The following is a 12,216-nucleotide window of genomic DNA, read 5'->3' as shown; positions in this document are numbered from 1 at the left end:
AGCGGCGGCGGCAGCGGCTGCCTTGGACGCGCCTGACTTGACCCAGTTCGCCATGCGCTGCTTGCGCTGCTTTTCCCAGTCGGCATAGCCGCCTGCGACCACATCGACCGTGCCCGATCCGTCGAGCCCCAACGTCACTGTAACGGTGCGATCGAGAAAGTCGCGGTCATGGCTGACGATCAGCACGGTGCCGTCATAATCCGAAATTACCTCCTGCAGCAGGTCGAGCGTTTCCAGATCGAGATCGTTGGTCGGCTCGTCGAGCACCAGCAGGTTCGAGGCGCGGGCGAATTCGCGCGCCAGCAGCAGGCGCGAGCGCTCGCCGCCCGAAAGCGTTCCGATGCGTGCCTCGACCAGCCCGGGGTCGAACAGGAATTCCTTGAGATAGCCCTGGATGTGCTTGCGCACCCCGCGCACGTCGATCCAGTCGCCGCCCTCGGCCAGCACGTCGCGCACGCGTTTTTCGGGCTGCATCAGCTTGCGTTGCTGGTCGATGATGACGCCGTCGAGCGTCTTGGCGAGCGTGATCGTGCCGCTATCGGGCTCCAGCTCGCCCGTGAGCAGGCGGATCAGCGTGGTCTTGCCCGCGCCGTTGGAACCGACGATGCCGATGCGGTCGCCGCGCTGCACCCGCAGCGAAAAGTCCTTGATGATCGTGCGCTTCGCCTCGCCCTCGCCGAAGCTCTTGAAAACGCGGTCGGCGACGATCACCGACTTGGTCTTGCTGTTGTCGCTCACCGCCTCCAGCTTGGCTGTGCCTTGCGGACCGAGCATAGAGGCGCGTTGCGCGCGCATCTCCCACAGCTTGGCGAGGCGCCCCTGGTTGCGCTTGCGCCGTGCGGTGACGCCGCGCTCCAGCCAGTGCGCCTCGATCTTCAGCTTGGCATCGAGCTTGTCGGCGGCGCGCGCCTCTTCGGCATAGATCTGCTCCATCCAGGCCTCATAGCCGCCAAAGCCGATTTCCTGGCGACGCAGATTGCCGCGGTCGAGCCAAAGCGTCTGGCGGGTCAGCCGCTCGAGGAACGTGCGGTCATGGCTGATGACGACGAACGCGCCGTTGAAGCGGCCCAGCCAACTTTCGAGCCAGTCGATCGCGGCCAGGTCGAGATGGTTGGTCGGTTCGTCGAGCAGCAGCACATCGGGTTCGCTTGCCAAGGCGCGGCAGATCGCGGCGCGGCGGCGCTCGCCGCCGCTGGCGGTGGCAGCGTCGCGTGACAGGTCGATGCCGATCTGGTCGGCGATCGCGGCGACCTCGTGCGCGGGCGGGGCGTCGTCTCCGGCCAATGCCCAGTCGTTCAGCGTCGCAAAGCCCTTGAAGTCCGGGTCCTGCGCCAGCATCACCACGCGCACGCCCGGCTGCACGGTGCGGCGTCCGCGATCGGCCTCGATCTCGCCCGCGATCAGCCGCAGCATTGTTGTCTTGCCTGCCCCGTTGCGGCCGATCAGCGCCAGCCGGTCGCGCGGGGCGATATGCAGGTTGATATCGCGGAACAGCCAGCCGGTGCCCTGCACCAGGCCAAGGTCTTCGTACGAAAGGACGGGGGGAGTGGACATGCCCGCCACTTAGGCGGGGGCGGGGCAGGGCGCAATCCCCGCACTGTGCAGCATATCCGGCTTGACCGCAGGCGCAGCGCGGGCGCAAGACGCAGGGAAAATCGCCGAGAAAGGGTCGCGCATGCGTACGGTTTACATCAACGGCCAGTTCGTCGCGGAGGATGCGGCGCATGTCTCGATCTTCGATCGCGGGCTGCTGTTTGCCGATGCGGTGTACGAGGTCTTCTCGGTGCTCGACGGGCGGGTCATCGATTATGCCGCACATATGATGCGGCTCGAGCGCTCGCTCGCCGAGATGACGATCGACTATGACTGCAGCGCGGCAGACTGGCCGGGCATCGTCGCGACCCTGATCGAGCGCAACGCGCTGACCGAGGGGACGATCTATCTCCAGATCAGCCGCGGCGCGGCGGATCGCGATTTCCTCTTCCCCAAGCCGGGCACGCCGGCGACGGTGTTCGCCTTTACCCAGGCCCGCGCGCTGGTCGCCAACCCGCTGGCCGAGCGCGGCATGCGCATCATCACCCGGCCCGATCGGCGCTGGGGGCGGCGCGACATCAAGACGGTGCAGCTGCTCTATGCCAGCATGATGAAGATGGAGGCCAAGGCGGCGGGCGTTGACGATGTCTGGTTGGTGGAAGGCGATGTCGTCACCGAGGGCACGTCGCAGAACGCGTGCATCATCACGCCGAACGGGCTTCTGGTGACTCGCGATCTGGGGCATCACATCCTGCCGGGCGTCACGCGCCTCAGCCTGATCGATATCGCGCGGGCGAGCGGCATCACTGTCGAGGAGCGGCCGTTCACGATCGCCGAGGCGCAGGGCGCGGCGGAAGCCTTTGTCACCTCGGCCTCGCTGTTCGTGATGCCGGTGGTCGAGATCGATGGACTGAGGATCGGCGATGGCCGTCCGGGCATGGAAACCATGGCGCTGCGCAAGGCCTATATCGACCATGCCCGCGCGCAGGGTTGAAGGTTTACATTCCTGTCGGGCGGCTGATCCGGTCGTTCAGCCGCGCGCAACGCTGAGCCGTGCACAGGCGTAGACGGATGGCCGTTCGCTCGAACAAGCCCCTCCGCCATTCCCGCGAACGCGGGAATCCCGCCTCCTCTCCACCATTGGAGGGGTAAGCGGGCCCCCCGCCTTCGCGGGGGTGACGAGGATGGGATGAAACAGGAGCGGCCAAACCGTTTTTGATTTGTGGAGAAATACCCCATGACCACCCCGCTCGTCCGCGCGCTTCCGCTCGCGATCCTCTCCGCTGCGGCGACCCCTGCCATGGCGGCTGTCGAGATCACTCCCAGCGCCGGTGCGCCGGTCGTCGAGCTCAGCGTCACCGAAACCGTGCTTGGCGCGCCCGATACCGCGACCTTCAGCACCGGCGTGACCAGCAAGGCGCCGACCGCGTCCGCCGCGCTGCGCCAGAACTCTGCGGACATGGACAAGGTCATCAGGCAGATCGTTGCGCTCGGCATCAAGCGCGAGGACATCCAGACCTCGGGCATCAACCTCAACATGGACTATGAATATGGCACCGATGGCCGTGCGCCGCGCTTCATCGGTTACCAGGTGACCAACACGGTCACAGTCAAGGTGCGCCAGGTCGACCGGCTGGGGGCGATCCTCGATTCGGTGGTCTCGCAGGGTGCGAACAACATTTCCGGCCCGTATTTCAGCATCGACGATGACAGCGCCGCGCAGGCCGAGGCGCGCGACAAGGCGATGAAGCGCGCGCAGATGCAGGCGATGGATTATGCCAAGCGCATCGGCTTTACCGGCGTGCAGGTGCTCGCGGTGTCGGAAGCGACCTACAATGCCTCGCCGTTCGGTGGCGCCGAAATGAAGGTGCGTGCCATGCCGGGGATCGTTGCGGCAGCCCCACCCATCGAGGGCGGCCAGGTGGGCACGAGCGTCACCGTCAACGTGACCTATCAGATGACGCGCTGACGATTATCGCACCAGCTTAACCCGTCACCCTCGCGTACGCGGGGGTCCCGCTTCGTCGCCGACCTTGGCTGAGAAGCGGGATTCCCGCGTTCGCGGGAATGACGGGGGGAGGGCAGGCAAGAGGTCGCGAAGCACTGGCCAAAGGCTGCACAAGGCGTTAGCGGGGTATTCAGCGGTTATTCAATGAAACCGGGCTAGATACGCATCATGAACCTGCTCACCTCCACCCTGTCTGCACTGGCGCTGGCTTCGGTCGCTCTGGCCTCCAGCGCGCCCCAGGCCGATGCGCTCGATGGCAAGCGGCGGGGCGAGCAGAGCGAGGCGCGCGAGCAGTTCATGGCCGGACAGGTCAAGTCGCTGCGCGAGATCGAGGGCCGCATCCTCCCCCGGATGCGCGGGATGCAGTATCTGGGACCGGAATATGACGCCGATACACAGGTTTACCGGCTGAAGTTCTTCGACAATGGCAGGGTGATCTTTGTCGATGTTGATGCCCGCACCGGCGCGATCCTGCGCCAGGCCGGTTGAGCCTGTCCGGGCGCGGCTTCTTACCTTGTAACCCCTGTTCATTTCCCCGATATGGGGAGCTTTCCATAAGGGCGGCGACCGTCGTCCGGCATTGCACCCGAATTCCAGGAGTTGCCCATGCGCATTCTGATCGTCGAGGATGAACCCACCCTTGGCAAACAGCTCAAGTCCACGCTGGAGGCGACCGGCTATGCGGTGGACCTGTCCACCGATGGCGAGGACGGCCATTTCATGGGATCGACCGAGGATTATGACGCGGTCATCCTCGACCTCGGCCTGCCCGAGATCGACGGCCTGACCGTGCTCGGCATGTGGCGCAAGGAAGGCCGCACCTTCCCGGTGCTGGTGCTCACCGCGCGCGACAGCTGGTCGGACAAGGTAGCAGGGCTCGATGCTGGCGCGGACGACTATCTCGCCAAGCCCTTCCAGACCGAAGAGCTGATCGCCCGGCTGCGCGCGCTGATCCGCCGCGCCTCGGGCAATGCCTCGAGCGAGCTGATCGCAGGCGATGTCCGGCTCGACACGCGCTCGGGCAAGGTGTCATTGAACGGCGAGCCGGTGAAGCTCACCGCGCAGGAATACAAGCTGCTGTCGTATCTGCTCCACCACAAGGGCAAGGTCATCAGCCGTACCGAGCTGATCGAGCATATCTACGATCAGGATTTCGACCGCGATTCCAACACGATCGAGGTGTTTGTTACGCGCATCCGCAAGAAGCTGGGCCCTGATGTGATCACCACGATCCGCGGCCTGGGCTACAGCCTTGAAGATCCTGCCGAGCGTGTCAGCAGCTGAAGCCCTGCAGCCGGGCGCGGCAGACCAGGTCACCGCGCCCGCGCCGCTGCCCAATACCGGGTCGCTCAGCCGCCGCATGATCGGCATCGCGGCGGCATGGATCTTCGTGCTGCTGCTGAGCGGCGGCCTCGCGCTCGACCGCATCCTGACCAACACCATCACCACCAGCTTCGACGACCAGCTCGAATATGTGCTGACCGCGATGATCTCCTCGGCGGAGATCGGCCCCGACGGCGAGGTGTTTTTCAACCGCCCGCTCGGCGACCAGCGCTTTCTGGAGCCCAATAGCGGGCTCTACTGGCAGATTAGCGGCCAGGGCCATGCCGATTTTACCTCGCGTTCGCTGTGGGACCGCGCGCTCAAGATCGAGACCGCGCACAGCGATGCGCAGCCGCATATCTATGACAGCGACCAGTTTCCCGATCACGAGCTGCGCATCATCGAGCAGTCGATCTATCTGCCCGGTTCCAAGGTGCGCTGGCGCTTCATGGTGGCGCAGTCGCGCGAGGAGATGGACCTGCAGCTGCGCGAGCTTCGCCAGACGCTCGGTTACAGCTTCGCGCTGCTCGCGCTCGGGCTCATCATCATGGCGGGTCTGCAGACGCTCTATGGCCTTTGGCCGCTGCGCAAGGTACGCGAGGCCATTCAGGCGATGCGCACGGGCCGCATGGACCGGGTGCGCGATCCGATGCCGATCGAGGTGATGCCTATGGTCGAGGAGCTGAACGCGCTGCTCGAGCATAACGAGAAACAGGCCGAAGAGGCGCGGCGGCACGCAGGCAATCTGGCGCATGCGCTCAAGACGCCGCTGACCGTGGTGATGAACAGCGCCACCGCGCGCGCCGATGATCTCGCCGATACCGTGATCCGCGAGGCGGCGGTGATGCGGCGGCAGGTCGACCATCATCTCGCCCGCGCGCGCGCCGTCGGACGGCGCGGCCAGGCGCTGGCGCGCGCGAACGTGTGGGAAAGCGCGCAGGCGGTCGAGCGCGCGGTGGTGCGGCTCTATCCGCATGTCCGCTGCGACCTCGATGGCAGCAAGACAGCAGAGGTCGCGATCGAGCGCCAGGATCTCGAGGAAATGCTCGGTAACCTGGTTGAAAACGCAGGAAAATATGGCGGCGGGAGCGTGTTCGTCACCATCGATCCCAAGGGGGCGACCGATCCGAAGCTGGTCGATATCTGGATCGAGGACGACGGCACCGGCATTCCCGAAAAGGAGCGCGAGCGCATCTTCGATCGCGGCGCGCGGCTCGATACCGGCAAGCCGGGTACGGGGCTCGGCCTCGCGATCGTGCGTGATGTCGCGGAAATCTATGGCGGCAAGGTCGAACTCGACGAGAGCGAGGATCTGGGCGGGTTGCTGGTTCGGCTCCGGCTGCCGCGCGCGCTCTAACTGTAGGTCGCGCCGGCGAAATACAGCCCGTCGGGCGGGGCGTTGAAACCCAGTGCGGCGCGGTCGCGGGCCTCGAGCGCAGCCTTCAGGTCATCCCCCGTCCACTTTCCGCGCCCGACCAGCACCAGACAGCCGACCATCGATCGCACCTGATGGTGGAGGAACGAGCGCGCGGCGGCGTGGATGTCGATCTCGTCGCCATCGCGGATCACGTCGAGCCGGTCGAGCGTCTTGACCGGGCTCGCGGCCTGGCAGTGCACCGAGCGGAAGGTGGTGAAATCGTGGTGCCCGACCAGATGCTGCGCGGCGGCGTGCATCGCGGGCACGTCAAGCGGCGCGGACACCTGCCACGCCTTGCCACGTTCGAGCGTCAGCGGCGCGCGGCGGTTGGTGATGCGGTAGATATAGGACCGGCCGGTGCAGCTGAATCGCGCGTGCCAGTCATCGGGCACGATCTCGCAGGCGAGCACTGCGATGGGCTGCGGTCTGAGTTTCGCGTTCAGCGCCTCCATCAGCCGGAACGGCTCGATGCGCTTGGCGATATCGACATGCGCGCGCATCGCGAGGGCATGGACGCCGGCATCGGTGCGGCCGGCCGCATGCATGATGACCTCTTCTCCGGTAATCGCAGCCACCGCTTCCTCGACATGCTGCTGCACGCTGGGGCCATGCGCCTGGCGCTGCAGTCCCATGAACGGGCCGCCGTCATATTCCAGCGTCAGGGCAAAGCGGGTCATGCGATGACCGTGCCCGGGGCGACGACAAAACCGCGCAGGAAGTCCTCGATCGGCATCGCGGGACGACCGGCGCGCTGGATGATCGTCGGGCGTATCGCGCCTTCGGCACAGGCGATGGTGAGCTGGTCGTCGAGGATCGTGCCGGGTTCGGCACTGCCTGCGATCATCTCGGCGGCATGCACCCGCAGCCGCTCGCCTTTCAGCTCGAAAAACGCGCCGGGCATCGGGTTGAACGCACGCACCTGGCGTTCGACCTGTGCGGCGCTCTGCGAAACATCGAGCCGCGCCTCGGCCTTGTCGATCTTGGCGGCATAGGTCACGCCTTCGTCCGGCTGGACCACCGGCGGATAGGCGGCAAGATCGCCCAGCACCTGCACCATCAGCTGCGCGCCGAGCTCGGCAATTTCCTGGGTGAGCACACCTGCCGTCTTACCCGAAACGAGGGTCTCGCCCTTGAGCAGCATCGGCCCGGTATCGAGCCCGGCCTCCATCTGCATGATCGTGACGCCCGTAAACTCATCTCCGGCGAGGATCGCGCGCTGCACCGGCGCGGCCCCGCGCCACCGCGGCAGCAGCGATCCGTGCACGTTGAGGCACCCATGACGCGGCGCATCGAGCACCGCGCGCGGCAGGATCAATCCATAGGCCGCGACCACGCACGCATCGAGGTCGAGCGCGGCGAACGCGGCCTTTTCCTCTTCGCCCTTGAGCGAGACCGGCGTGCGCACCTCCAGCCCCAGTTCCTCGGCCAGCTGGTGCACGGGCGAGGGGGTCAGCTTCTTGCCGCGATGCGCCGGGCGCGGCGGCTGGCTGTAGACCGCCGCGATCTCGTGCCCGGCCTCTACCAGCGCGCGCAGGGTCGGCACGGCAAAATCGGGGGTTCCCATGAAGGCGAGGCGCATGACGGACTTTTCTTTTGCTTGGGGCGATGCGGCTCCGTAAAGCTCAGACCATGGCATCGCAAGAGATTGAGGACCTGGCCGCCGCGCTCGCCCGTCTGCCGGGGCTGGGGCCGCGTTCGGCGCGCCGCGCCGTCCTGTATTTGCTTAAGAAGCGCGAGAGCGCCTTCACCCCGCTGGTCGAAGCGATGGAGCGGGTGCGCGCGAACCTTTCGACCTGCGACATCTGCGGCAATGTCGATACGCAGAACCCCTGCGGCATCTGCACCGATCCGCGCCGCGACCCGCGCAGCCTGTGCGTAGTCGAGGAGGTGTCGGACCTCTGGGCGCTCGATCGCTCCCGCTTGTTCGTCGGCCGCTATCATGTGCTGGGCGGGCGATTATCCGCGCTCGACGGCATCGGGCCGGAGGATCTGGGCGTCGCCTCGCTGATCGCGCGCGTGGCCGAAGGCGGCATCGACGAGGTGGTGCTGGCGATGAACGCGACGCTCGAGGGGCAGACGACGGCGCATTATCTGGCCGAGCGGCTGGAGGGCTATCCCGTGCGCCTCACCCAGCTTGCGCAAGGCCTGCCGATGGGCGGCGAACTCGATTATCTCGACGAGGGGACGCTGGCCCAAGCGCTGCGGGCGAGAAAGCCGGTGGTGTAGGGGCCACCGGACTCACTGGTCCAGCCGTATCAAAATCCGTTTGTCCCGAGCGAAGTCGAGGGACGTAATATCGGATGGTCGAGCAAGGTCCCTCGACACGCTCGGGACAAACGGAGGGGGTAAACCCTTATTCCGCCGGAACCAGCGCGGGTTCCGACTTCGCCATCACTGCGTCCTGATAGTCGCTTTCGGCGAGCTGGATCAGGTGGCGATCGTCATGCTTCCACGGATGGAAGCCGGGCAGGAAATAGGTCATCCAGGGCAGGATGATCTTCCGCGCCATGCCGGGATTGCCGAACGCGTACCAGAACAGCTGCGCCCAGACCTTGGGGCCGGTCAGGCCGTCCTGCCGCAGCAGTTCGAGCATGCCGACCGCGCGATGGTGCAGGAAGTTCTTGGTGACGACCAGCATCACCAGCGACTTGACCTTCCAGCGCTGCCAGCGGCTCCAGTCCTTGGTCGCGTGCATCCAGGTGTCGAAGGCGACGCCCTTATGCTCGATCTCTTCCATCGCGTGCCACCGCCACAAGTCGCGCGAATCGGCGTCTGCGGTTTCGAGATGCTTCGGATTGGCAAGCAACTGCTGCGCCAAAATTGCGGTGAAATGTTCGAGCGCCATGGTCGAGGCAAGGTTGGCGATCTTCGGGCGGCCCTTGGTCAGCGCCAGCGCCTTGTCGACATCTTCCTCGAGCAGCTTCACGTCGTAACCGGCGTCGACGACGCGACGATTGAACGCGACATGCTCGCGCGTATGGTTGATTTCCTGCTTCACGAAGGCGCGAATCTCGTTCGCCAGCCGCTCGGACGTGCCTTCGCGGAATTCCTTCACGCTCTCGATGAAAAAGGCCTCGCCCTTGGGGAAGGTGACCGACAGCGCGTTGTAGAAGGCGGTGCCGATCGGGTCGCCGCCCATCCACCAGCGACGCATCTTGCTGTCGCGGCCAAAGCGGCGGTCGCGGATGATCAGCTCCAGATCGGCAGGCGTGTGCTTGCGATCCATGGAATCGGCGTTCGAAAAGGATTGCGGAGCGTTCATGGCGGGGTCCATAATGCAGGGGTGGTGCTTACACTGATGACAATAAGGTTACTTACATAGATGTCAATAGCGAAAAGACGGCTGAGCCCAGAGCAGAGCCGCACCGCCGCGCTCGCCGCCGCGCGCGAGCTGCTGATCGAGACCGGACCGCAGGCGGTGACGCTGAAAGCGGTGAGCGGGCGGATCGGGCGGACGCATGCCAATCTGCTCCATCATTTCGGCTCGGCCTCGGGCCTGCAAAAGGCGCTGGCGGAGTATCTGGCGCAATCGATCTGCCAGATGATCGGCGCAGCGGTCATCCGCCTGCGCAACGGTGAGGGCACGCCGCGCGACATTGTCGACATGGCGTTCGACGCGTTCGACCGCGAAGGGGCAGGGGCGCTCGCCTGCTGGATGCTGCTGTCGGGCAACGAGGATGCGCTCGACCCGATCGTCGAGGCGATTCATCAGCTGGTCGACGAGCTCGCCGAACATGCGCCCGAGGGCCGCACGCTGCACGAGGATACACTGTCCTTGTGCACCATGGCGCTGGGCGACGCGCTGATGGGGGCGCAGCTCGCCGGCGCGCTGGGGCTCGACCGCGACACCGGCCGCGCGATTGCGGAAAAACAGCTGACGGCGTCGCTGCTCAGCTGGCAGGAAGCGGCGGCGACGGCAGGCTAGTCCGCTCGCCGCGCAGTGCGCTTCAGCCGACGCGCTTGGCGCGTGCGCCGAAACGGCCGTGCTTGCGGAAGCGCACCAGATAATCGCCGATCACCGCCGCCATCGGGGTGGGGGTGATGCCGAATGCCTGGAGGCCGTCCGTGCCCTCGGCCACGACATTGTCGCTCTGCAGCATCGCCCATTGGTCGCGCGTGATCGGCGCGCCGGGCAGCCAGCCGGTCAGGCCTGCCATCAGGCCGGACAGCGAATCGGGCATGTCGATGAAACTCGGGTCCTCGCCGATCTCCTTGGCGATGCGCTTGTTGAGTTCCGCCATGCTGATCGTCTCGGGACCGCCGAGCTCGAAGGTGCGCCCTCCAAACCGCGCAGGGTCGGAAAGGCTGAGCTTCACCGCCTCGGCCACGTCATCGACATAGACCGGCTGGAAGCGTGCCTTGCCGCCGATGATCGGTACGATGGGCAGGCTCGAGATGAGCCCGGCGAAGCGGTTGATGAACTGATCCTCGCGTCCGAACACGATCGAGGGGCGCAGGATCGTCGCGCTCGGGAAGGCGGCGCGCACGGCGGCTTCGCCTTCGGCCTTGCTGCGGCCATAGGCGCTTTTCGAACCCGCATCGGCACCGATGGCCGAGACATGCACCAGCGCCTGTGCGCCTGCAGCCGCTGCAGCGCGGGCGACATTGGCCGCGCCTTCATGGTGGAACGCGTCGAAATCGCCCTTGAGGATGCCCACCAGGTTGATCACGGCATCGGCGCCATGCACCGCGCGCGCAACGGTTTCAGGCTTGCGGATGTCGGCGGCGATCAGCTGGGTCTGGCCCAGATTGCCGAGCGGCTTGACGTCCTGCGCGATCCGGATGTTGCGCTGCGCGATGCGCACGCGCGCGCCCGCAGCGGTCAGATGCTGGGTGATGTGCCGCCCCAGAAAACCGCCGCCGCCGAAAATCGTGATCAGTGTGTCGCGCATGTTTTACGTCCCGTGATTCTCTTCGGCCCGGTGCCGCGCTGCCTATCAGGCGCGCAGGACCGCTGGCCGATGCGTCTCTGCTCCCGCCTTTGCAACACCCGAACGCAGCGCGCAACGCCCCAGTTGCGCTTTTGCGGGTTGGTTTGAAGGCGAAGGCATTTTTCTTTGAAGAATGTGCCCAGAGGCGGTTGACGCCTGCAAACACTCCGGCTAGAGGCGCGCTCCTACCCCGTGCCCAGATGGCGGAATTGGTAGACGCACCAGCTTCAGGTGCTGGCGCTCGCAAGGGCGTGGAGGTTCGAGTCCTCTTCTGGGCACCATTTGTTCTTCTCACGTTCTCCCAAATAATCTATAAAACCCGCAGAAATCCTAGGGATTTGGCCCTTGGATCGTTCCGGATCGTCCCGCTTGTTCTCGGGGGTTCCAGACACTTTTGTGGGCCTTTTGAGGCCGTTTCGCAAAGGCCCAGATGAAAAGGCCCCCACATGCCGCTGACAGATACTCGCCTCCGCGCTCTCAAGCCCAAGGACAAGCCGTACAAGGTAACCGATGAGCGCGGCCTATATGTTGAGGTCACGCCCACCGGCGGCAAACTTTGGCGATTCCGATACCGGATCGGCGGTGCGCAAAAGAAGCTCTGCATCGGCAGCTATCCCGAAATCAGCCTCAAGCAAGCTCGAGACGTGGCCTACGAGGCACGACGAGCAGTTGCTTCAGGGGGCGACCCGGCCTTTGAGAAGCGGAAGCAGAAAATCCGCGCAGAGTTCCTTTCTGCACAGACGTTCGAGGCAGTCGCACGTGAGTATATTGAACAGATGATGGTCCAGAATGGCCGCGCCGATGGCACGATCGTCAAGGCCAATTATTTCCTCGACAAGCTTGCGCCTGCCATCGGGAACCGACCCATAAGCGAGATCGAGCCGTTCGAAGTCCTGGCTCCTCTCAAACGGCTGGAAGCCACTGGTAAGCACGAGACTGCGAAGAAATGCGTTAGCGTCCGCGCTCGTGGTGTAATTTTCGGTGGAGATTTAGGTGCTGCTGGT

13 protein-coding genes and 1 tRNA gene are annotated in these 12,216 nt (G+C 65.3%); 9 read left to right on the top strand and 5 right to left on the bottom strand.

The annotated features are described in order from the left end of the window. A partial coding sequence (locus tag AX735_RS13640; RefSeq protein WP_066281226.1) for an ABC-F family ATP-binding cassette domain-containing protein occupies positions 1 to 1,554 on the bottom strand: 1,554 nt, incomplete at its 3' end. Positions 1,555 to 1,675: 121 nt separating this feature from the next. On the opposite strand from AX735_RS13640, the gene AX735_RS13635 reads away from it, so the two are divergent. From AX735_RS13635 to AX735_RS13615, 5 genes are all read left to right on the top strand, one after another. Beyond that, positions 1,676 to 2,527: a D-amino-acid transaminase gene (locus tag AX735_RS13635; RefSeq protein ID WP_066281224.1), complete on the top strand. Its 852-nt coding sequence runs from the start codon at positions 1,676 to 1,678 to the stop codon at positions 2,525 to 2,527. Positions 2,528 to 2,770: 243 nt separating this feature from the next. Continuing rightward, a complete protein-coding gene (locus AX735_RS13630) occupies positions 2,771 to 3,502 on the top strand; it encodes an SIMPL domain-containing protein (RefSeq protein WP_066281216.1) in 732 nt (243 codons plus the stop codon). A gap of 207 nt (positions 3,503 to 3,709) precedes the next feature. Beyond that, a complete protein-coding gene (locus AX735_RS13625; RefSeq protein ID WP_066281215.1) occupies positions 3,710 to 4,030 on the top strand; it encodes a PepSY domain-containing protein in 321 nt (106 codons plus the stop codon). Positions 4,031 to 4,147: 117 nt separating this feature from the next. Then, positions 4,148 to 4,825, top strand: coding sequence for a response regulator transcription factor (locus AX735_RS13620; RefSeq protein WP_060977605.1), 678 nt, complete (start codon positions 4,148 to 4,150; stop codon positions 4,823 to 4,825). A gap of 76 nt (positions 4,826 to 4,901) precedes the next feature. Next, entirely contained in the window at positions 4,902 to 6,221 is a 1,320-nt protein-coding gene (locus AX735_RS13615; protein WP_066281222.1) for a sensor histidine kinase, read from the top strand. Here the strand turns inward: AX735_RS13615 and truA are convergent. Further along, on the bottom strand, positions 6,218 to 6,958 hold the full coding sequence (gene truA, locus AX735_RS13610) for a tRNA pseudouridine(38-40) synthase TruA (RefSeq protein ID WP_066281209.1): 741 nt from the start codon (positions 6,956 to 6,958) through the stop codon (positions 6,218 to 6,220). The two genes, AX735_RS13615 and truA, sit on opposite strands and share 4 nt — an antisense overlap. Then, positions 6,955 to 7,860, bottom strand: a complete 906-nt coding sequence (gene fmt, locus AX735_RS13605) for a methionyl-tRNA formyltransferase (protein ID WP_066281207.1) — start codon at positions 7,858 to 7,860, stop codon at positions 6,955 to 6,957. Before fmt ends, truA begins: the two co-directional genes overlap by 4 nt. A 50-nt stretch (positions 7,861 to 7,910) precedes the next feature. Between fmt and recR the strand changes: the two genes are divergently transcribed. Next, positions 7,911 to 8,507, top strand: coding sequence for a recombination mediator RecR (gene recR / locus AX735_RS13600; RefSeq protein ID WP_023836520.1), 597 nt, complete (start codon positions 7,911 to 7,913; stop codon positions 8,505 to 8,507). A 127-nt stretch (positions 8,508 to 8,634) separates the two neighbouring features. Here recR and AX735_RS13595 read toward each other — a convergent pair whose 3' ends face one another. Then, entirely contained in the window at positions 8,635 to 9,543 is a 909-nt protein-coding gene (locus tag AX735_RS13595; RefSeq protein ID WP_231750121.1) for a metal-dependent hydrolase, read from the bottom strand. Positions 9,544 to 9,603: 60 nt separating this feature from the next. Between AX735_RS13595 and AX735_RS13590 the strand changes: the two genes are divergently transcribed. Then, positions 9,604 to 10,206: a TetR family transcriptional regulator gene (locus AX735_RS13590; RefSeq protein ID WP_066281204.1), complete on the top strand. Its 603-nt coding sequence runs from the start codon at positions 9,604 to 9,606 to the stop codon at positions 10,204 to 10,206. A 22-nt stretch (positions 10,207 to 10,228) separates the two neighbouring features. Here the strand turns inward: AX735_RS13590 and AX735_RS13585 are convergent, their stop codons facing one another. Then, complete coding sequence (locus AX735_RS13585) at positions 10,229 to 11,173, bottom strand: complex I NDUFA9 subunit family protein (RefSeq protein ID WP_066281194.1); 945 nt, start codon at positions 11,171 to 11,173, stop codon at positions 10,229 to 10,231. A gap of 233 nt (positions 11,174 to 11,406) precedes the next feature. On the opposite strand from AX735_RS13585, the gene AX735_RS13580 reads away from it, so the two are divergent. Both AX735_RS13580 and AX735_RS13575 read left to right on the top strand, forming a co-directional pair. Next, positions 11,407 to 11,493: transfer RNA gene (locus AX735_RS13580), tRNA-Leu, on the top strand. 165 nt (positions 11,494 to 11,658) lie between these two features. Further along, on the top strand, positions 11,659 to 12,216 hold a 558-nt coding region (locus AX735_RS13575), incomplete at its 3' end, for a DUF4102 domain-containing protein (RefSeq protein ID WP_156447507.1).

Source organism: Blastomonas sp. CCH1-A6 (genome assembly GCF_001556365.1).
GTDB lineage: Bacteria > Pseudomonadota > Alphaproteobacteria > Sphingomonadales > Sphingomonadaceae > Blastomonas > Blastomonas ursincola.
Note: the sequence above shows the minus strand (reverse complement) of the source record. Positions and strands in the feature narration are given on the sequence as shown.

Bases quoted from the DNA above. Each gene is read 5' to 3' on its own strand.
- AX735_RS13630 (WP_066281216.1), top strand. From the start codon at position 2,771: ATGACCACCCCGCTCGTCCGCGCGCTTCCGCTCGCGATCCTCTCCGCT.
- AX735_RS13595 (WP_231750121.1), bottom strand. From the start codon at position 9,543: ATGAACGCTCCGCAATCCTTTTCGAACGCCGATTCCATGGATCGCAAG.
- AX735_RS13635 (WP_066281224.1), top strand. From the start codon at position 1,676: ATGCGTACGGTTTACATCAACGGCCAGTTCGTCGCGGAGGATGCGGCG.
- fmt (WP_066281207.1), bottom strand. From the start codon at position 7,860: ATGCGCCTCGCCTTCATGGGAACCCCCGATTTTGCCGTGCCGACCCTG.
- recR (WP_023836520.1), top strand. From the start codon at position 7,911: ATGGCATCGCAAGAGATTGAGGACCTGGCCGCCGCGCTCGCCCGTCTG.
- AX735_RS13625 (WP_066281215.1), top strand. From the start codon at position 3,710: ATGAACCTGCTCACCTCCACCCTGTCTGCACTGGCGCTGGCTTCGGTC.
- AX735_RS13585 (WP_066281194.1), bottom strand. From the start codon at position 11,173: ATGCGCGACACACTGATCACGATTTTCGGCGGCGGCGGTTTTCTGGGG.
- AX735_RS13620 (WP_060977605.1), top strand. From the start codon at position 4,148: ATGCGCATTCTGATCGTCGAGGATGAACCCACCCTTGGCAAACAGCTC.
- truA (WP_066281209.1), bottom strand. From the start codon at position 6,958: ATGACCCGCTTTGCCCTGACGCTGGAATATGACGGCGGCCCGTTCATG.
- AX735_RS13615 (WP_066281222.1), top strand. From the start codon at position 4,902: ATGATCGGCATCGCGGCGGCATGGATCTTCGTGCTGCTGCTGAGCGGC.
- AX735_RS13590 (WP_066281204.1), top strand. From the start codon at position 9,604: ATGTCAATAGCGAAAAGACGGCTGAGCCCAGAGCAGAGCCGCACCGCC.